Genomic DNA, 17830 nt, shown 5'->3' with positions numbered 1-17830 from the left:
TATACGGTGGATATACGGTTGAATAATCGTTGGATAAACCTTGGATAAGCTATGGATAAGCCTGTATAAGCTACACCGCGATGCGCGTTTCGAACTTGCTGCGCAGGGTGGAGAAGTAGGTTTTCACGTTGCGCACGTTGGTATGCGCCGCGAACAGCCGGTGCGCCAGCGCGTTGTAGGCTGGCATGTCCGCCACCTGTATCACCAGCACGAAGTCCGGCCCCGGCGACACCCGGTAGCACTGCAGCACCGCGTCGTCGCCTGCTACATGCTGCTCGAACTCCGCCATGCGTTCGGCCGCCTGCACATCCAGCGTGATCTCCACGATGGCAGTGAGGCGCGCGCCCACGCTTTCCGGTGATACGATAGCGACCTGCCGCTGGATCACCCCGGTTTCCGTCAGCTGCTTCACGCGCCGTAAGCACGTGGGCGGCGACACGTGCACTGCAAGTGCCAGCTCGGCATTGGTCAAAGCCGCATTCTGCTGCAGCACGTTCAGGATGCGACGGTCTACTTCATCCAGTTCTGGAATATTCATAAAATATAAGACATTAAGTGAAATTTAATTTCATTATTATACTTGAATGAAAGAATATTTCATACACGATTGAATTTAGAAAGCTTATTTCAAGACCGCTGCTCTAGTATGGATTCATTAACTATCCATACAGAGGTTTTCATGTGCGGCATCGTCGGCGCGGTAGCGCAACGTAACATCACCCCCATCCTGCTCGAAGGCCTGAAGCGCCTGGAATACCGAGGCTACGACTCCTGCGGCGTGGCGCTGCACGTGAACGGCCAACTGCAGCGCTCGCGCAGCACCTCGCGCGTGGCCGACCTGGAAAAGCAGGTCGCGGAAACCGGCCTGAGCGGCTTTACCGGCATCGCCCACACCCGCTGGGCCACACACGGCGCACCCGCCTCGCACAACGCCCACCCGCACTTCTCGCCTAGCTCGGACAACGCGCGCATCGCGCTGGTCCACAACGGCATCATCGAAAACCACGACGAGCTGCGCGCCGAACTGACCGCGCTGGGTTATGTGTTCCAGAGCCAGACCGACACCGAAGTGATCGCCCACCTGGTCGACCATATGTACAACGGCGACCTGTTCGAGACCGTGCAGCAAGCCGTCAAGCGCCTGCACGGCGCTTACGCCATCGCCGTGTTCTCGCGCGAGGAGCCGCACCGCGTGGTGGCAGCGCGGCAGGGCTCGCCGCTCATCGTCGGCATCGGCGAAGGCGAAAACTTCGTCGCCTCGGACGCCATGGCGCTGGCCGGCACCAGCAACCAGATCATCTACCTGGAAGAAGGCGACGTGGTCGACCTGCAACTGGGTAAAGTGTGGATCGTGGACGTCAACGGTAAGTCCGCCGAGCGCGAAGTCAAGACCGTGCACGCGCACACCGGCGCGGCCGAACTGGGTCCGTACCGCCACTACATGCAGAAAGAGATCTTCGAGCAGCCGCGCGTCATCGGCGACACGCTGGAAGGCATCACCGGCATCATGCCCGAGCTGTTCGGCGACGGCGCCTACAAGGTGTTCAAGGAAATCGACCGCGTGCTGATCCTGGCCTGCGGTACCAGCTATTACGCCGGCTCCACCGCCAAGTACTGGATCGAATCGATCGCCAAGGTCCCGGTCAACGTGGAAATCGCCAGCGAATACCGCTACCGCGACTCGGTGCCCGACCCGCGCACGCTGGTGGTCACCATCTCGCAATCCGGCGAAACCGCCGATACCCTGGCCGCGCTCAAGCACGCGCGTTCGCTGGGCATGGAGCACACCCTCACCATCTGCAACGTGGCCACCAGCGCCATGGTGCGCGAATGCAAACTGGCCTACATCACCCGCGCCGGCGTGGAAGTGGGCGTGGCCTCGACCAAGGCCTTCACCACCCAGTTGGCCGCGCTGTTCCTGCTCACCTTGACCCTGGCGCAAGTGAACGGCCGCCTGACGGACGAAGAAGAAAGCGCGCACCTGAAAGCCATGCGCCACCTGCCATCGGCCATCACCTCGGTGCTGGCGCTGGAGCCGCAGATCATCGCCTGGGCCGAAGAATTCGCGCGCAAGGAAAACGCCCTGTTCCTGGGCCGTGGCCTGCACTACCCGATCGCGCTGGAAGGCGCGCTCAAGCTCAAGGAGATTTCCTACATCCACGCTGAGGCCTACCCTGCGGGTGAACTGAAGCACGGCCCGCTGGCGCTGGTGACCGAGGAAATGCCGGTGGTGACCATCGCCCCGAACGACACGCTGATCGAAAAGCTGAAATCGAACATGCAGGAAGTGCGCGCGCGCGGCGGCCAGCTGTTCGTGTTCGCCGACGTCGATTCGCGCATCACCTCCGGCGACGGCGTGCACGTGATCCGCATGCCCGAGCACTACGGCCAGCTGTCGCCTATCCTGCACGTGGTGTCGCTGCAGCTGCTGGCCTACCACTCCGCCCTGGCGCGCGGCACCGACGTCGACAAGCCGCGCAATCTGGCCAAGTCGGTGACGGTCGAGTAAGGCTTGCGGGACTTCTTCCGGGGCAGCGAGACCAGCACAGGCGCTAAGGCGCGCATTGAAACCGGTACGCTGTTCCGCCCCGAAGGCGTCCGCCACTTCCTGAAGGCGGTGCCCAGCCGCGCCGCTATGGGCAAGCGGCCGCTGGTGATATTGCTGCACGGCGCTGGTTCCTCCGCCGAGCAATTGCTCGGGCTGAGTTTTCCGCCGTCTCCCTTGTCGCTGTGGCTGGAAATCGCCGAGCGCGAACAGCTGCTGGTGATTGCGCCGAATGGCAGCAAGCGCCGGGGCGAGCGCGCGTGGAACGACAGCTACGCCGGTGTCACCGCCAATCCCAAATCCGACGACAGTGCGCTGATCGGCGCCTTGATAGACCGCGCCATTGCGGAGGATGACGCCGACCCGGCGCGGGTCTATCTCATGGGCGTTTCCAAGGGCGGCATGATGGCCTACCGTGCGGCGACGGAGATCGCGCCGCGCCTGGCAGCCTTGTCGGTGGCGCTGGCCGCCATGCCCGTTGCCAGTAACTGCGGCCAGCCCCGCACGCCGCTGCCGGTCCTGTTCATGGCAGGCACGGCCGATCCCTTTATTCCCTACACGGGGCGTAAGTTCCTCTACCAGTTCCGCATCTTCTCCTCGCTTGCCGCGCCGATGACCAGCGTGGAGGAATCGGTCGCCGTGTGGCGCGAGCTGGCCGGTTTGCGTGGCGAACCCGCCGTCACCGCCATCGCGCAGCAGCGGCCTGGCGCCGCCACGCGCGTTACCCGCTATACCTGGGGCGCCGACCCCGCGGCGCTGCAGGTCTGCTTGCTGAAGATAGAAGGCGGCGGCCATGCCGAGCCCAGTGCGCTGAAACGCTATCCTGGCCTGTTTTCCTGGTTCCCCGGCGCCCAGAACGCCGACATCGAGGCAGCCGAGGAAGCATGGGCCTTTTTCAAGGACAAGCGCGCTCCGGTTACCGCATCAGCGTAGCGACCAGTTCGCCGATGCTGCCGCCGTCGGGCGCGCCCTGGCTGCGCCAGCCGATGACGCCGTCCGGCCGCACGACGGTGGCGCCTTCCGGCGGTACGCCGAACAGGGCGCCGAAGGGTTGCGCGGGCGGGAATACGATGCCGGTGCCCGCCGCCACGGGCTGCAGACCCAGCTCCCCGGCCACGGCCAGCCACGTCTCGCTCGCCGAGATCAGCACATAATCCTTACCGAACAGGTCGAGCGACGACATGCGCCGGCCCGCCCTTTCCAGCCACACGTGCGGCGCGCGGGTTCCGGGTTGGCCGATCCATTGCCCGGGCGCGGCGGCGGCCGGCAGGTCCGGGCCTGCGCCGGCCACTGCTGCGGATCGAACCAGCTGGCCAAACTCCAGGGCGTCGTTGCCGAATAGCGGGTCTGGCGTGAAGGCCGCGCCGGCCCGCGTCGCGTAATCGGGTCGGGAAAACGTCTGCTGGTGCCGCAGCCAGCCGATCGGCCGCCGCTCCGCGTCGTAGGTATCAAGCAGGCCCGGTGCCGCCTCGCCGGCGAGCACGCGCTTCAATTTCCATGCGAGGTTCCAGGCGTCGTCGATGCCGGTGTTGGCGCCGAAACCGCCGCGCGTGGGCGGCAGCTGATGGGCAGCGTCGCCCGCCAGGAAGATCGGCCCGTGGCGGTAGGTATCGGCAACGCGCCCTGCCAGTTCCCAGCGCCCCGTCGTGATGATCTCGAAGGCCAGGTCCGCACCGAGCGCGCGGCGGATCGCCGACTGCAGTTCCGCGCCGGTGCGGTCTTCGTCGCCGTCCAGCATCAGCACCCAGCGGCTGTCGCCATACGTGGTCAGGAAGGCGCGGTATCCCTGTTGCTCGATGGTGAACTGCTGCGCGCCGCGCTGCAGAAAGGCATCCGCGCCCGGACAATAAAACAGTACGCTGCGCAATACGCCAAGATGGCCAACTCCGCTGCGCGGTATGCCGAGTTTTTCGCGGATGGGACTGGCGGCGCCATCGGCTGCGATCAGGTAGCGCGCGCCGATTTCATACTGCTGCCCGCTAATACGGTCGCGCACCTGCGCCAGCACGCCGTCCTGCTCCAGACGGAAATCGATGAGTTCGGTACTGGTGCGGCAATCCGCGCCGCGCTTGATTGCCGCCGCCCGCAGAATCGGCTCCAGCCGGTCCTGGGCGATGGCGGCACCGGTGCACGGCGATAGTTCGCTCGGCCGGACCGGCGCTTCGCCGGGTGTCCAGGCCTGTTCGCTTTTCCAGTCCCCGGCCAGGCTGTCCACTGTCACGCGCCGCAAGCGCGTGCCGGCCGGCACCTGTGGAATCTGGTCGGCGATGCCGACCGCGCGGTAATGCTCCAGGGTGGTTTCGGTAAAGCCCATGGCGCGGGGATGCGGCGAACTGCCGGGGTGCTTGTCGATAACGATGTGGGCCACGCCGTGCCACGATAGGAACAGCGAGGTGGAGAGTCCAACCAGGGACCCGCCGACAACGAGGATGGGAGTATGTTGCATGGGAACGTCCTTTCTTGCCTATGGCTACAAAGGACGCGCGTCGATCCGCGAGAACCACAGCCCCGCCGGGCGGCAGGGCACGTCAAAAAAGTTCCACGAGAAATCGGCGCACGTCCGCTCTCGTCGTGGTTTTCAGCGCTGAGGCTGAGAAAATGCATCACTCCATGCCTGGAGTTGGCCGGGGCTCACCACGCCGGCCCACCTTTTTCGACAGGGCGATTGTAGCATCGCAACGCGGCGCCGATTTTGTCCTCTTCGCACGCCTGAAAAATTTTTACAAAAATAGCTTGCTATTGATTAGCGTACTACTTATACTTCTTCACATCGGTTGCAAACAAAGAAGCCTGTAGTAAACAAGTAGTGCACTATATATTGGTTCGCTAAATAAAATCTCTCACGAAAGGATTCACCATGAAAGCCATCAAAAACATCGCCCTCGCCCTGTCGATCATCGGCGCCGCCGCAGCACCTGCCATGGCAGCGTCCGCAGCGTCCGCAGCGCCTGCAAGCAGCGTCAAGCCGACCGTGGTCCTGGTGCACGGCGCCTTCGCCGACGCAACCAGCTGGAACGGCGTCGCCGCCAAGCTGCGTGCAGACGGGTACAACGTCATCGGCGCAGCCAATCCGCTGCGCAGCGTGAAGGGCGATGCGAATGTGGTGGCCGATATCGTGCGTAGCGTGAAAGGCCCGGTCGTGCTGGTGGGACATTCCTACGGCGGCGCCGTCATCTCGGCGGCAGCGAACGGCCAGCCCAACGTCAAGAGCCTGGTGTACGTGGCCGCGTTCGCCCCTGAACAGGGTGAGACCGCGCTCGAGCTGTCCGGCCGCTATCCAGGCGGCACGCTGGGCGGCGCGCTGGCCGAGCCGGTGGCGCTGGCGGACGGCGGCAAGGACTTCTACATCCAGCAAGATAAGTTCCACAAGCAGTTCGCTGCCGACGTTCCGAAGGCTGAGGCCGATCTGATGGCAATTGCCCAGCGTCCTATCGCCGAGGCGGCCCTGGCCGAAGCGGCAGGTGCGCCAGCCTGGAAAAGCGTGCCGTCCTACTTCGTCTACGGCACCGCCGACAAGAACATTCCGGCTGCGGCACTGGGCTTCATGGCTGAGCGCGCCAAGTCGCGCAAAACCGTCGCCATTCCGGGCGCTTCGCATGTGGTGATGACCTCGAATCCGGCCGCGGTGGCCAAACTGATCGAGGAAGCGGCGCAGGCCAAGTAACACGCCGCGGATCAGCGCCGTCAAACGACAAAGCCGTCTTGCCGATCGAGGTTGGCAAGACGGCTTTTTTGTTCGCGGCAGGCCAGTGCGGCCAGCCCTTACGGCGTTACGGTATTACGCCTGCTTCTTCGCGCGGCGGCGTACGGCGCCCATCAGGCCGAGGCCGGCGATCAGCGTTGCCAGGGTTGCTGGCTCTGGCACTTCGCCGGTAGGCGTGTAGGTGTAGGTGACCAGCACGTTACCGGCTGCCGACGTGTTGAACTGGGTCAGCAGGTTGCCGGCGCCGGTGCCGCTCGAATTGCCGATGGCGTTCAGGCCCAGATTGATGGTGCCGCCACCCAATGCCGAGAACAGCGAGAAGTCGCTGGCATTGAAGCTGGTGAAGGAGTTCGAGCCGTTTGCCGACACGGTGCCGGTGCTGCCGCCGGAAGCGCCGCTGAAGTTGATGGTGCCGTCGAAGGCGCCGAATTCGAATACCTGGCTAAACAGAGGATTGGTCACAACCAGCGTGCTGCCGTCTGGACGGGTCAAGCCCAGCAGTGCGCCCAGGCTCAGGGTAACGCTGGAAGCTGCGGCATCCAGGCTCTCGGCGTTGCCAGCACCCTGGACCGTGCCGCTCAGGTCGAATTTGATTGAGGTCAGGGTGCCCAGGCTGCTGTCGAATTTACCGAAGCTGAGGAAATCGGTCCAGTTCGTGGTGGCGATGGATTTGGTATCGGCAAAGCTGATGGTGGCGGCTTGGGCGCTGGCAAACGGGGACAGGGCGGCGGCAACCGCCAAGGCTGCAAAGATTTTTTTCAAGATAATTCTCTGGTTGAAAGGAAATGATCGGATAGGTGCTACGGCTGTATCGTTATGGAAGCGAAGTCGTTGGAAGTCTGATTCCTAATGAATACATCGATTACCTAAGAGCATAATCTATGCCAACTGGAAATGTTTCCTTAAAAACAAAGACTTAACTCTCGCACAACTGATATGACCTCTGCGGATGTAAAATTTGCCGACAGCCCCGTATCCTGCGCGACACATTTCCCCCTGGCCTGCTAGCCGCACTTCATCGACAGCTCCACATCGCCGCCGAACGGCAGGGACAGATACCCGCTTTGCGGCGCGCGTACCAATGCCAGGTACTCGGGGCAGTAGTCGGCGTTGTCGGCAACGATGAGGGCGCCGGGCCGGAGCCGCTGCTCCACCAGGCGCAGCACATCCGCATACAGCGCCTTGGCGCCGTCCAGCAGCAGCAGGTCGATCCATTCCGGCAGGTCCGCGCGCAGCGTTTCGAGCGCGTCGCCTTCGCGTATTTCCACCAGGTCCAGCAGGCCGCCGGCATCGAGATTGGCGCGCGCGCGCTGCGCCTTGGATGGCTCGAATTCCGTGGTGATCAGCCGGCCGCCGCCGTTGTCGCGCAAGGCTGCGGCAAGATGCAGGGTCGAGATGCCGAACGATGTGCCGAACTCGACAATGGCGCTGGCCTGAGTGCTGCGCGCCAGCATGTACAGCAGCGCGCCGGTCGCGCGGCTGACCGGAATCGCGGCCTCTTTCAATTGCGCGTACAGCTCGCGGTATTCGGTCTTGCTGCCCATCATGCGTGCGCGCTCCGCCGGGAGCAGCGCGGCGAACGCCGCCATTGCAGGTATCGGCGTGCTGCTGGCCTCGGCGAACAGACGCTCAAGCAGCGGGCCGACAGGGGTGTTGGTCAGGGTCGTCATGGGTATTCCTTTCTGAATTGAGAGCAGTAATAATATGAAGAATCCTTCACATTTCATATTCGCGTTCCCTGCTCCCGCCATGACGCCACCCCGCAGCCCCCGCATTTCCTCGCGCAGACAGCCGAAACAGGCACGTTCGAACGAGCTCGTTTCCGTGATTTTGCAAGCGGCTATTCAGGTTTTGGCGAAGGAAGGGGCGCACCGCTTCACCACCACCCGTGTGGCGGAGCGCGCCGGCGTGAGCGTGGGGTCGGTGTACCAGTACTTTCCGAACAAGGCGTCCATCCTGTTCCGGCTGCAAAGCGATGAATGGCAGCAAACGTCGGCCATGCTGGCCAGCATTCTGCAAGAGGCCGGCACGCCGCCGCTGCAACGCCTGCGCATGCTGGTACACGCCTTCGTGCGCTCGGAATGCGAAGAAGCGGAGGTCCGCACGGCGCTCGACGATGCCGCGCCCTTTTACCGCGACGCGCCGGAAGCGGCCGAGGCCAGGGCCGCCGGAGACCGCATGGTCCAGGCCTTCATGCTGGAAGCGCTGCCGGCCGCCGCCGAACCGGTGCGCGCAATGGCAGGCGATCTGCTCATGGCTACCCTCGGCGCCGTCGGCAAGCAGTTCTCGGAAATGCCGCGCACGGATGGGGAAATCACGGCATATGCGGACGCCCTCGCCGACATGCTGTGCGCCTACCTGGCCACGCTGTCCGTGCGCGGCGGCCTGGACGCTGACAGGCGCCCCGCAGTCAGCGGCGCAGCTGGCGAGCCGGCAGATGTTCCATGATAAAGCTTATCTCTTCCGGAAAAACGCACTGGGAACTGCCCGCCTTACTTGTGCCGCCGCCATCGGGCCCCTACACTCGCAGCAACCCTACACCGCCCTGGATCCCGCATGTCCGCCTACGAACTACGTGAAGCACTCTTGTTTTTGGCCTTGGCCGGCATCCTCGTGCCGGTAATGCAGCGCCTGCGCATCAACCAGATGCTGGGCTTCCTGATCATAGGCGTTTGCTTCGGACCGCATGGCCTTGCCAGCTGGGCTGGCGGCATGCCTTGGCTGTCGCATGTCACTTTCCATGACGTTGAGCGCATCCAGCCGCTGGGCGAACTGGGCATTGTGTTCATGATGTTCATGATCGGGCTGGAGCTGTCGCCAGGCCGCTTGTGGGCGCTGCGGCGCGACGTATTCGGCACCGGCGCTGCGCAGGTGGTGCTCACCGCCGTTGCCATCGGCCTGTTCGCATTCGCGTTCGGCAATCCGCCACCTGCCGCCATGGCCATTGGCATGACACTCGCCATGTCCAGTACCGCCGTGGCCATGGCGCTGCTGAGCAAACAGCATGCGCTCAAGACCCCCCTGGGCCAGAAGTGCTTCGCCATCCTGATGCTGCAGGACCTGGCCGTGGTGCCGGCCTTGATCCTGGTCGAGGGCCTCGCAGGCGATAGCGACGAGGCGCTGTGGCTGTCGCTGCTGCTGGCGGTCGCGAAAGCGGTTGCGGCGATTGCGCTGATCTACATCGTCGGGCGGCGCGTTGTCCGGCCCCTGTTCTCGTCGGCAGCCGTGCAGCGCCAGCCGGAAGTGTTTGTCGCCCTCATCCTGCTGCTGACGCTGGGGATCGCCGCCCTCACGGCAGCGGGCGGCCTGTCGCTGGCGCTGGGCGCCTTGCTGGCTGGCCTGCTGCTGGCCGATACCGAGTTCCAGTACGAAGTGGAAATCATCGTCGAACCGTTCAAAGGCTTGCTGATGGGCCTGTTCTTCATGTCGGTCGGCATGGGCGTCGATTTGCGCGTGGTGGCGGACTACCCGTTGCTGCTCCCGGCCTCCGTGCTGGGGCTGCTGGCGATCAAGGCGCTGGTCATCATGCTGCTGCTGGCGCCGCTGGGCTGGGCCACCGCCTTGCAGGGCGGGCTGTTGCTGGGACAGGGCGGTGAATTTGCCTTTATCATCCTGGCCTATGCGGTCAGCACGCAGTTGCTGACGCCCGCCGACAGCCAGTTTCTGCTGCTGGTGGTGAGCCTGAGCATGCTGCTCGCCCCCGGCGCGGCGGCGGCCGGCGCGTTCATCGCGCGGCGCGGCCGCGCCGGCCAGGACGCAGCGGGCGAAGCGCGTGGCGATGGCCAGGCGCTGGGCCACCGTGCCGGCCACGTCATCATTGGCGGCTACGGCCGGGTCGGCCAGCTGGTTGCGGATGTGCTGGGGCGCCAGGGTATCCAGTACATCGCGGTGGAGCGCGACCGCCATTTGGTGGAAGACGCGCGCAAGAAGCGGCAGGAGGATTGCGTGTATTCGGGCGACGCCGCCTTGCCCGAGCTGTTGCAGCGCCTGGGCAGCGTTGACGCGGCTTGCGTGGTGCTGACCATGGACGACCCGCGCGCGGCCCTGCAGGCAGTGAGCGCGCTGCGGCGCCACTACCCGCACCTGTGCCTGCTGGCCAGGGCGCGCGACGCGCGGCACGCCCAGGCCCTGAAAGCCGCCGGCGCCACGGAAGTGGTGTCCGAAGCTATTGAATCCGGCCTGCAGCTGGCCTGCTTCGCGCTGAACGCGGCGGGCATGCCGATGGGGACGGCGGGCTATCACATCGAACAGGAGCGCGCCAACCAGCTCGCCAGGATAGCCGACGCACCGCCCGGTTGAGACTGCCGGCAGCTTGCCCCATTCAAGCTGGCTGCCGAAGATGGACCGCGCCGGCCGCGCTGGCATCGCGCACCATCGGCAGGGACGACAACCGCAGGACCGGTTCCGGTTCGACAGTCGTGACGTTCAACCGCTGAAATCGGCCTGCGCGGCGCGGATGTAGTCCAGCATGGCAGCGCTGACCCAGGTGCCCTTCAGCAGCGCTGGTTCGCGCTCGTGCGCAAGCCGGATCCGCTCCAGCGTGGCCGGATCGCCGCCGCAGCGCAAATGGAATAGTCTCATCCACTCGGCGGCCAGTCCCTGCGATGACGGTTCATGGGCCGCAATGCCGCTGGCCATGTGGCGGTGCACCGTCACGATCAGCGCCATCCACGCGCGGAAGTGCTTGCCGCCATGCTCGCGCATGTGCTGAACTTCGGCGGCATGCAGGTATTTCGCATACAGCGCCAGGCGGTGCGCGCCCCATGCCTCGGCCACGTACTGCTTGAGTTCCGGCGTGATGCGGGTGAGCCGCTGCGCCGAGGCTTCCTGCTCCAGCATGCGCGTCATGCGCCACGCGAATTCCGGATCCCCGCCGGTGTCATCTTCCAGCATCTGCATCCAGCGCTGCGCCAATGCGCCGGCTTCCGGGGCGGCGGCGGGCAGGCCGCGCGCAATCGCCTCCAGCAGCTCGGTAACCAGCGTGGCCCAGGCCTGGTTGCGGCGCGCGTCCTGCTGCCAGAAAGGTAGCCGGCGCAGCTCCTCTTGCGAGAAGTATTGCTCGTACAAGTGCATATGTTCCAGGGTGGCCAGCCAGTCTTCCAGCTCCGGCTTGCCGCCGCCGTCCATATGCCGCTGCAGTTGCGTGAGCTGCGCCCGCAGCGCCGACGCTTGCGCGATCTGGCGGTCGAGCGCTTCGATCTGCTGCGCCACGACGCCGGCAAACGGCGCGTCCGGGCTGGCCAGCAAGGTGCCGATGTCGGCCAGCGCCATGCCGAATTTGCGCAGCGCCAGAATCTGGTGCAGGCGCGCGGCGTCGTCCCGGTTGTACAGGCGGTGGCCGGAATCGGCGCGCGCCGACGGCCGCAGCAGGCCGATGCTGTCGTAGTGGTGCAGCGCGCGCACCGTGAGTCCGGAGCGTGCCGCCAGTTCGCCGATTCTCAGTGCTTTCATGTCAGTGCTTTCATGCGCGCCAGTGTACTTCACACCACTGCGTCGCTGGGCAGCTTGAGCAGCAGCGCTAGCAGCGCCGCCAGCTCGGTGCGCATCTCGCGCCGGTCGACAATCATGTCGATGGCGCCGCGCTCCAGCAGGAACTCCGGCCGCTGATAGCCGTCCGGCAGCGTGACGCCGAGCGTGCTTTTGATCACGCGTGCGCCGGTGAAGGCAATCAAGGCCTTCGGCTCAGCGATCACCAGGTCACCCAGGAAGCAGAACGAGGCGGAGATGCCGCCGGAAGTGGGATCGGTCAGCACCGACACGAATGGCAGGCCCTGCTCCGCCAGCTTGGCCAGCATGGCGGTGGTCTTGGCCATTTGCATCAGCGACAGCAAGCCTTCCTGCATGCGTGCGCCGCCGCTGGCGGTGATGCAGACGAAGGGCACGCGCTGGTCGATTGCCGCCTGCACGCCGCGCACAAAGCGTTCGCCCACCACGGAGCCCATCGAGCCGCCCATGAAATTGAACTCGAAGCAGGCCACCACCACCGGCACCGACAGCACGGCGCCGCCGATGACGATCATGGCGTCGGTTTCGCCGGTGCTGTCCATGGCGGACTGCAGGCGTTCGGGGTAGCTTTTGCTGCCTTTGAATTTCAGCGTATCGACCGGCAGCACTTCCTGGCCGATTTCGTAACGGCCGCCCGCATCGAGCAGCGCGTCCAGCCTGGCGCGCGCGGCGATGCGCATGTGGTGGCTGCACTTGGGACAAACCTGCAGGCCCGCTTCCAGGTCGGGGCGGTACAGCACCGCTTCGCAAGCCGGGCATTTGATCCACAGTCCCGCCGGTACCGCCTGGCGCGCGCTGCCGCCCTTGATGCGGGGCGGCAGCAATTTTTCAATCCAGCTCATAGGGTCGCTCGCATGGTGTAGTCATGCGGTGCATCCTAAATCCTCACGTTACGTCAGGTTCAAGCGGAATTTCGCGCGCCTGCGGCAACGCGCCTTCCTACATGCGCGGCACGCCGTCGCGGTTCACCGGAATGTACTCACCCGGCGCCGAAGCCAGCTGGGTACGGTGTTCCACGCCGCGGTGCACATAGGTAACGTCCCAGTACTGCGGCGTGGCGTTGGCCACGTTTTCGCAGCGCCGCACATCCTGGCCATAGGTGTTGTTGCCGCCCCGGCCTGCGTTGGCGCCGATCGCGCCGCCGGCCAGCGCGCCGCCCACGGTCGCGATGTCGCGTCCCGACCCGCCGCCCACCTGGTGGCCCAGCACGCCGCCGAGGATGGCGCCGGCCAGCATGCCGCCGGTGCTGGGGCGGTTGTCCTGGGATTGCACTTGCTGGCGTTCAACCCAGCAGCGCTGTTCCGGCGGCCCCACCACGGCGCGCACCGAGGTCACGCGCGCCTCATAGGTGCGTTCGTTCGGGCGCTGGCGGTATTCGTAGCTGGGTTGCGGCATCGGCGCCGGGGCCTCGTTGTCGACCCGGCGGTTGCCGCGCACCTGGCGCACGGACGAAATGCTGTTGTTCAGGCCCATGCCGGCCAGCGAGTCATAGCTGCCGCGCTTGAGGATGCGGCATGCGCCACGGAAGCCGGCGTCCTCGCACACCTCCCAGCGGCCCTTTTCCACCACCACGGATGAGGCGCGGTCGTTGAAGTCGGCCCGGCGCAAGTCGTCCGAGGTGCTGGAAATGGTGACGGCGCGTCCGCGCCAGCCTTCGCCTTGATACAGCGTGATCTGAGCCATTGCTTGTCCGCCAAGCAGCATGGTGCAAGCCGCAAGTGTTGTTTTTAGTGGGAATTTCATGATGGTCTCCTAGTCATTAGGCCTTGAACAGCCCGGTATCATCAAGCTACCCGATAACAAACAGTTGGTCTGTGCGGAAGCGCGCTTAGGACACTGCCAGATGGCAATTGCTTAAACAATAAGCGTGCGCTAGAATGAGAATAATTCTTATTCACATTTGTCGGTGCCCGGCACCTGACCGGGAACTGTCATGTCCGTCGCCGAACCGGCCCTCCTTGAGCTGCAGGTCCACAGCCTCTACAGCCACCACCACGGCTGGCTGCAGGGCTGGCTGCGCAAAAAGCTGGGCTGCTCGCACCGCGCCGCGGACCTGGCGCACGACACCTTCCTGCGCCTGCTGGCGCGCGACGAGCCGGTCGCGATAGCCGAACCTCGCGCCTTCCTCACCACTGTGGCGCAGCGCGTGCTGGCCAACCACTGGCGCCGCGAGCAGATCGAGCGGGCTTACCTGGACGCGCTGGCGCAGGCCCCGGCGGCGCTGTCGCCGTCGCCCGAAGAGCGCGCCATGCTGCTGGAAACGCTGGTCGAGATCGACTGCCTGCTGGCCGGCTTGCCGCCGCAGGTCAAGCGGGCTTTCCTGTACGCCCAGCTGGACGGGTTGAGCCAGGCGGAGATTGCCGCCGAGCTTGGCATTTCGGTCAGCACCGTCAAGCGCCACCTGGTGCGCGCGGGTACGCAGTGCTACTTCGCCCTGGCGCAGGACTGATGCGCGGCGCCGACACCGCCGAAGCCGCCGCCGCCGATGCCGAGGTCGCCGCCGCAGCGGCAGCTGCGCCGCCTGTACCGCCAGCGGTGGCGCGGCGCGCGGTGGAGTGGCTGGTCGAGCTGCAGTCCGCCGAGACCGGGGACGCCGCCCGCGATGGCCTGGAGCGGTGGCGCCAGCAGCATCCGGATCATGAACGCGCCTGGCAGCGCATAGCCGCCGTCAACGCGCAGTGGCGCAGCGCGCTGGGCGGCTCTGCCGCTGCGGGACGGGCGGCGTCCCCGTTCGTGTCACAGGTGGCCCGTGGCGCGCTGCTCGATGCGCCGCAGGCCGGTCCGCACCAGGCCCGGCGGCGCGACGCCATCAAGACGCTGGCACTGCTGTTCGGCGCCGGCGGCGGCGCCTGGCTGGCGCAGGAGCACACGCCCTGGCGCGCGTGGAGCGCGGACGAACGCACCGGCGTGGGCCAGCGCCGCACAATCGCGCTGGCCGACGGCGGCAGCATCGACCTGAACACCGGCACTGCCATCAATGTGCGCTATTCCGGCGCCGAACGGCGCGTGCACCTGGTCAGTGGCGAGATCCTGGTGCGCACCGGCAAGGACGGCGCAGGCCGGCCGTTCGTGGTCGAAACCGTCCAAGGCGAACTGCGGCCGCTGGGCACGCATTTCGCCGTGCGCCAGCATGCCGCTCACGGCCGGGTCGACGTCTTCGAAGGCGCCGTATCGGTGCAACCGCGCGGGGGCCCTGGGCGCATCCTGCAAGCCGGCGAACTGGCCCGCTTTAGCGGTAGTGCCGTTTCGCCCGCCGAAGCCGTCAACGGCGACAGCATCGCCTGGAGCGACGGCATGCTGGTTGCCAGCGGCATGCGCCTGGATGACTTCCTGGCGGAAGTGGGGCGCTACCGCCATGGCCGCCTCGGCTGCGACCCGGCTATCGCCGGCCTGCGTGTGTCGGGCAGCTACCCGCTGGCGGATACCGGCCTCATCCTGGACACGCTGCGCGCCACCCTGCCGGTGGAGACACAGTTCATCACGCGCTACTGGGTCACGCTGCGGCCTGCGCACCGCTGAAAATATTTTGCGCCAGGGTGGTCTGTTTTCTGTTCTCGCGGGACATGGAAGGTGAGCAACGCACATCTTCAACTTTGTCCAAGGAACCGATCATGGGAGCACGCGCCCAATTGCCTTACTCTTTCAAGCACTCCGCCCTGCTGGCCGCCCTAAGCCATGCCCTGGCCGCCGGCACGGTCGCCGCATCAGCGTGGCCGGGCGCAGCACTGGCAGCTGAGGGCGCCGCCGAGGTGGCCCCGGCGCCCAGGGCCTACGCCATTCCCGGCGGGCCGCTGGAAGCGGCACTGAACCGCTTCGGCAGGGAAGCGGGCATCTTGTTGTCCTTCACCACCGAGACGACCGCCGGCTTGCATAGCAAAGGCTTGAGCGGCAGCCACATGGTGCCGGACGGCCTGGCCCTGCTGCTGCACAACACGGGCCTGGCGGCGGTGCCGCAGCCCAACGGCAGTTATGTGGTGCGGAAGCGTGCTCCTGCCACCGCTGCCGCTGCCGACAGCTTGCCGGTGGCGGCGCAGACCCTGTCCGAGATCACGGTGCAGGGCAGCGCCGCCGAGGACAGCGCCACCGGGCCGGTGGTCGGCTACGTGGCAGCGCGCAGCACCACGGCCACCAAGACTGCCACCCCGACGCGCGAAATACCGCAGTCGATCTCGGTGGTGACACGCGATGCGCTGGACGCGCGCGGCGTATCCACTCTTGCCGAGGCGTTGGAATACCTGCCCGGATTCACGCCCCGCACTTACGGCCGCGACGACCGCTATGACTGGTCGATCGCGCGCGGCATCGGCAACACCAACGGCGCGAACTTCCGCGACGGCTTGAAGGACAAAGGCCACAACTACGCCGTGCCGCGCCTGAACAGCTACGGCGTGGAGCGGGTGGAATTCATGCGCGGGCCGGCCTCCCTGATGTTCGGCAGCAACATCCCCGGCGGCGCGGTCAATTCGCTCACCAAGCGCCCCACGGAGGCGGCGCAGGGCGAGATCCGCCTGCGTGCTGGAGAGATTGACCGGCGCGGTGTGGCGGGCGATCTCTCCGGCCCCGTGAGCAGCGACGGCGCCGTGCGCTACCGCCTGGTGGCGCTCGCCGAGCAGTACGACCTGATGACGCCAGGGGCCAGCAAGGAAGAACGCTACTTTGCGCCTTCGCTGAGCTTTCGGCCCGGCAGCGGCACCGAGGTGACGCTGCTGGCCGACTACCAGCAGGACCGCATCGACGGCGACGCCTACCCGTACAACTACTACGAAGCGGTGGGCCGCTACATCCCGGTCGCGGAAAAAGGCTGGGACCGCTTTTACCGCGATCAATGGTCGGCTGCCCTGCTGCTGGACCACCGTGTCAGCGAACGCCTCAGCTTCCACAGCCGCAGCCGCTACAGCCGGGTCAAGCTGGACTACCGCGTCAATTTCCTCCGTGGCTTGGTGAGCGACACCGTGGTCACGCGCGCCGCCCAGCACATCGATGACGCATCGCGCGCCTGGCAGACCGACAACTACCTTGAGGCGCGCTGGAACGCCGGCAAGTGGGAGAACAGCACCATCGCCGGAATCGACTTCAGCAAGCTGACCGGCGCGCTGTCTCGTGGCGACGGTGACGCCATGCCCTACGACCTGGCACAGCAGCGCGGCCCCGGCGCGTTCGTCTCGCCCGCGCTGGCGCCCAACTATGTCTCCGCAACCCGGCAGACCGGCCTCTACCTGCAAAACCAGGCCAAGTTCGACCAGCGCTTCGTGATCGTGGCGGGCGTGCGCAATGACAGATACCGCGAGCGCGCGGTGGCTGCCTGGGTCGAGGGGCCCGTGCGCCACAACAAGGCCACCGGCCGCCTGGGCGGCGTCTGGCTGTTGCCGGCCGGCGTTTCGCCCTACGTCAGCTACGCCACTTCCTTCGAGCCGCAGTCTGGCGCCACTTACGAAGGCGCGTCTTTCAAGCCGACCTCGGGACGCCAGTATGAAGCCGGCGTGCGCTACGAGCCGGCCGGCGCGAACGCCATGTTCTCGGCAGCGGTATTCGACATACTTCAGCAGAACGTGCCCGCCGGCGATCCGCAGCATCCCGGCTTCAACGTCCAGCGCGGCGAAGTGGGCTCGCGCGGCCTGGAACTGGAGGCGAACGCCAGCCTGGCGCAGGGACTGGATTTCACGGCCAGCTACAGCTACACCGATGCCAGGATCACGCGGGACACCAATCCCGCTGCGGTAGGCCTCAAGAGCGGCCTGGTGCCGGCGCACAAGGCGGCGCTGTGGCTCAACGCGCGCCTGCCCGGCGACTGGCTGCGCGGCGCGAAGGTCGGCCTGGGAGCGCGCTACAACAGCAAGGTGCCGGACTTCGACAATACCCGCTGGGTGCCGGGCGTGACCCTGGTGGACGCGCGCATCGGCTACCAGTTCGATACGCACTGGGAGCTGGCGGTCAACGCCCGCAACCTGTTCGATAAGCAGCACCTGGGCAACTGCAGCTACGGCAGTTGCTATCCCGGCGACCGGCGCGAAGTGATCGCCACGGCGAACTACCGCTGGTAAGCTGGACGGCGCGCCCGCATGTGTGTAAAACACGGG

Annotated in this window: 15 protein-coding genes; 8 read left to right on the top strand and 7 right to left on the bottom strand. The window is 65.8% G+C overall.

The features are described 5' to 3' along the window. Window positions 1-70 precede the first annotated feature (70 nt). Window positions 71-538 (bottom strand): Lrp/AsnC family transcriptional regulator, encoded by a 468-nt coding sequence (locus ASD15_RS07805; protein ID WP_057154255.1) that lies wholly within the window; start codon window positions 536-538, stop codon window positions 71-73. A gap of 141 nt (window positions 539-679) precedes the next feature. Here ASD15_RS07805 and glmS point away from each other — a divergent pair, with 141 nt between their 5' ends. Then, window positions 680-2509: a glutamine--fructose-6-phosphate transaminase (isomerizing) gene (glmS, locus tag ASD15_RS07800; RefSeq protein ID WP_057154254.1), complete on the top strand. Its 1830-nt coding sequence runs from the start codon at window positions 680-682 to the stop codon at window positions 2507-2509. Between the two features lie 3 nt (window positions 2510-2512). After that, window positions 2513-3478, top strand: coding sequence for a PHB depolymerase family esterase (locus tag ASD15_RS07795; RefSeq protein ID WP_057154253.1), 966 nt, complete (start codon window positions 2513-2515; stop codon window positions 3476-3478). Here the strand turns inward: ASD15_RS07795 and ASD15_RS07790 are convergent. Continuing rightward, window positions 3462-4991, bottom strand: a complete 1530-nt coding sequence (locus ASD15_RS07790; protein ID WP_057154252.1) for an FAD-dependent monooxygenase — start codon at window positions 4989-4991, stop codon at window positions 3462-3464. The two genes, ASD15_RS07795 and ASD15_RS07790, sit on opposite strands and share 17 nt — an antisense overlap. A 411-nt stretch (window positions 4992-5402) precedes the next feature. Here ASD15_RS07790 and ASD15_RS07785 point away from each other — a divergent pair, with 411 nt between their 5' ends. Continuing rightward, the gene (locus tag ASD15_RS07785) at window positions 5403-6209 is read left to right on the top strand and encodes an alpha/beta fold hydrolase (protein ID WP_057154251.1); all 807 of its coding nucleotides are present in this window, start codon (window positions 5403-5405) and stop codon (window positions 6207-6209) included. Window positions 6210-6323: 114 nt separating this feature from the next. Here ASD15_RS07785 and ASD15_RS07780 read toward each other — a convergent pair whose 3' ends face one another. Together ASD15_RS07780 and ASD15_RS07775 are read right to left on the bottom strand one after the other, a co-directional pair. Then, window positions 6324-7010 carry a choice-of-anchor E domain-containing protein gene (locus tag ASD15_RS07780; RefSeq protein WP_162249885.1) on the bottom strand — a complete coding sequence of 229 codons (687 nt, stop codon included), beginning with the start codon at window positions 7008-7010 and terminating at the stop codon, window positions 6324-6326. 242 nt (window positions 7011-7252) lie between these two features. Continuing rightward, on the bottom strand, window positions 7253-7918 hold the full coding sequence (locus ASD15_RS07775; RefSeq protein WP_057154249.1) for an O-methyltransferase: 666 nt from the start codon (window positions 7916-7918) through the stop codon (window positions 7253-7255). Between the two features lie 79 nt (window positions 7919-7997). Between ASD15_RS07775 and ASD15_RS07770 the strand changes: the two genes are divergently transcribed. Both ASD15_RS07770 and ASD15_RS07765 read left to right on the top strand, forming a co-directional pair. After that, window positions 7998-8696 (top strand): TetR family transcriptional regulator, encoded by a 699-nt coding sequence (locus ASD15_RS07770; protein ID WP_082551675.1) that lies wholly within the window; start codon window positions 7998-8000, stop codon window positions 8694-8696. Window positions 8697-8804: 108 nt separating this feature from the next. Next, window positions 8805-10547 (top strand): cation:proton antiporter, encoded by a 1743-nt coding sequence (locus tag ASD15_RS07765; RefSeq protein WP_057154248.1) that lies wholly within the window; start codon window positions 8805-8807, stop codon window positions 10545-10547. A gap of 126 nt (window positions 10548-10673) precedes the next feature. Here the strand turns inward: ASD15_RS07765 and ASD15_RS07760 are convergent, their stop codons facing one another. The 3 genes from ASD15_RS07760 to ASD15_RS07750 form a co-directional block, all read right to left on the bottom strand. Continuing rightward, the gene (locus tag ASD15_RS07760; RefSeq protein WP_057154247.1) at window positions 10674-11699 is read right to left on the bottom strand and encodes a MerR family transcriptional regulator; all 1026 of its coding nucleotides are present in this window, start codon (window positions 11697-11699) and stop codon (window positions 10674-10676) included. 29 nt (window positions 11700-11728) lie between these two features. Then, a complete protein-coding gene (gene accD, locus ASD15_RS07755; RefSeq protein WP_057154246.1) occupies window positions 11729-12595 on the bottom strand; it encodes an acetyl-CoA carboxylase, carboxyltransferase subunit beta in 867 nt (288 codons plus the stop codon). Between the two features lie 97 nt (window positions 12596-12692). Next, window positions 12693-13436, bottom strand: coding sequence for a beta/gamma crystallin-related protein (locus ASD15_RS07750; protein WP_229418105.1), 744 nt, complete (start codon window positions 13434-13436; stop codon window positions 12693-12695). Window positions 13437-13686: 250 nt separating this feature from the next. Here ASD15_RS07750 and ASD15_RS07745 point away from each other — a divergent pair, with 250 nt between their 5' ends. The 3 genes from ASD15_RS07745 (at window position 13687) to ASD15_RS07735 (ending at window position 17794) form a co-directional block, all read left to right on the top strand. Further along, window positions 13687-14202 carry a sigma-70 family RNA polymerase sigma factor gene (locus tag ASD15_RS07745; RefSeq protein ID WP_057154244.1) on the top strand — a complete coding sequence of 172 codons (516 nt, stop codon included), beginning with the start codon at window positions 13687-13689 and terminating at the stop codon, window positions 14200-14202. Continuing rightward, window positions 14202-15272: a FecR domain-containing protein gene (locus tag ASD15_RS07740; protein ID WP_082551656.1), complete on the top strand. Its 1071-nt coding sequence runs from the start codon at window positions 14202-14204 to the stop codon at window positions 15270-15272. The genes ASD15_RS07745 and ASD15_RS07740 overlap by 1 nt, the downstream gene beginning before the upstream one ends. A 92-nt stretch (window positions 15273-15364) precedes the next feature. Continuing rightward, window positions 15365-17794, top strand: a complete 2430-nt coding sequence (locus ASD15_RS07735; protein WP_157200853.1) for a TonB-dependent siderophore receptor — start codon at window positions 15365-15367, stop codon at window positions 17792-17794. The last annotated feature ends 36 nt before the right edge of the window (window positions 17795-17830 follow it).

The sequence above is a fragment of the Massilia sp. Root351 genome (genome assembly GCF_001425045.1).
Taxonomy (GTDB): domain Bacteria; phylum Pseudomonadota; class Gammaproteobacteria; order Burkholderiales; family Burkholderiaceae_D; genus Rugamonas.
Note: the sequence above shows the minus strand (reverse complement) of the source record. Positions and strands in the feature narration are given on the sequence as shown.

Coding starts and splice junctions, on each gene's coding strand:
- ASD15_RS07760 (WP_057154247.1), bottom strand. CDS start 11,699: ATGAAAGCACTGAGAATCGGCGAACTGGCGGCACGCTCCGGACTCACG.
- ASD15_RS07765 (WP_057154248.1), top strand. CDS start 8,805: ATGTCCGCCTACGAACTACGTGAAGCACTCTTGTTTTTGGCCTTGGCC.
- ASD15_RS07735 (WP_157200853.1), top strand. CDS start 15,365: ATGGGAGCACGCGCCCAATTGCCTTACTCTTTCAAGCACTCCGCCCTG.
- ASD15_RS07785 (WP_057154251.1), top strand. CDS start 5,403: ATGAAAGCCATCAAAAACATCGCCCTCGCCCTGTCGATCATCGGCGCC.
- ASD15_RS07770 (WP_082551675.1), top strand. CDS start 7,998: ATGACGCCACCCCGCAGCCCCCGCATTTCCTCGCGCAGACAGCCGAAA.
- ASD15_RS07740 (WP_082551656.1), top strand. CDS start 14,202: ATGCGCGGCGCCGACACCGCCGAAGCCGCCGCCGCCGATGCCGAGGTC.
- ASD15_RS07775 (WP_057154249.1), bottom strand. CDS start 7,918: ATGACGACCCTGACCAACACCCCTGTCGGCCCGCTGCTTGAGCGTCTG.
- ASD15_RS07750 (WP_229418105.1), bottom strand. CDS start 13,436: ATGGCTCAGATCACGCTGTATCAAGGCGAAGGCTGGCGCGGACGCGCC.
- glmS (WP_057154254.1), top strand. CDS start 680: ATGTGCGGCATCGTCGGCGCGGTAGCGCAACGTAACATCACCCCCATC.
- ASD15_RS07805 (WP_057154255.1), bottom strand. CDS start 538: ATGAATATTCCAGAACTGGATGAAGTAGACCGTCGCATCCTGAACGTG.
- ASD15_RS07745 (WP_057154244.1), top strand. CDS start 13,687: ATGTCCGTCGCCGAACCGGCCCTCCTTGAGCTGCAGGTCCACAGCCTC.
- ASD15_RS07790 (WP_057154252.1), bottom strand. CDS start 4,991: ATGCAACATACTCCCATCCTCGTTGTCGGCGGGTCCCTGGTTGGACTC.
- accD (WP_057154246.1), bottom strand. CDS start 12,595: ATGAGCTGGATTGAAAAATTGCTGCCGCCCCGCATCAAGGGCGGCAGC.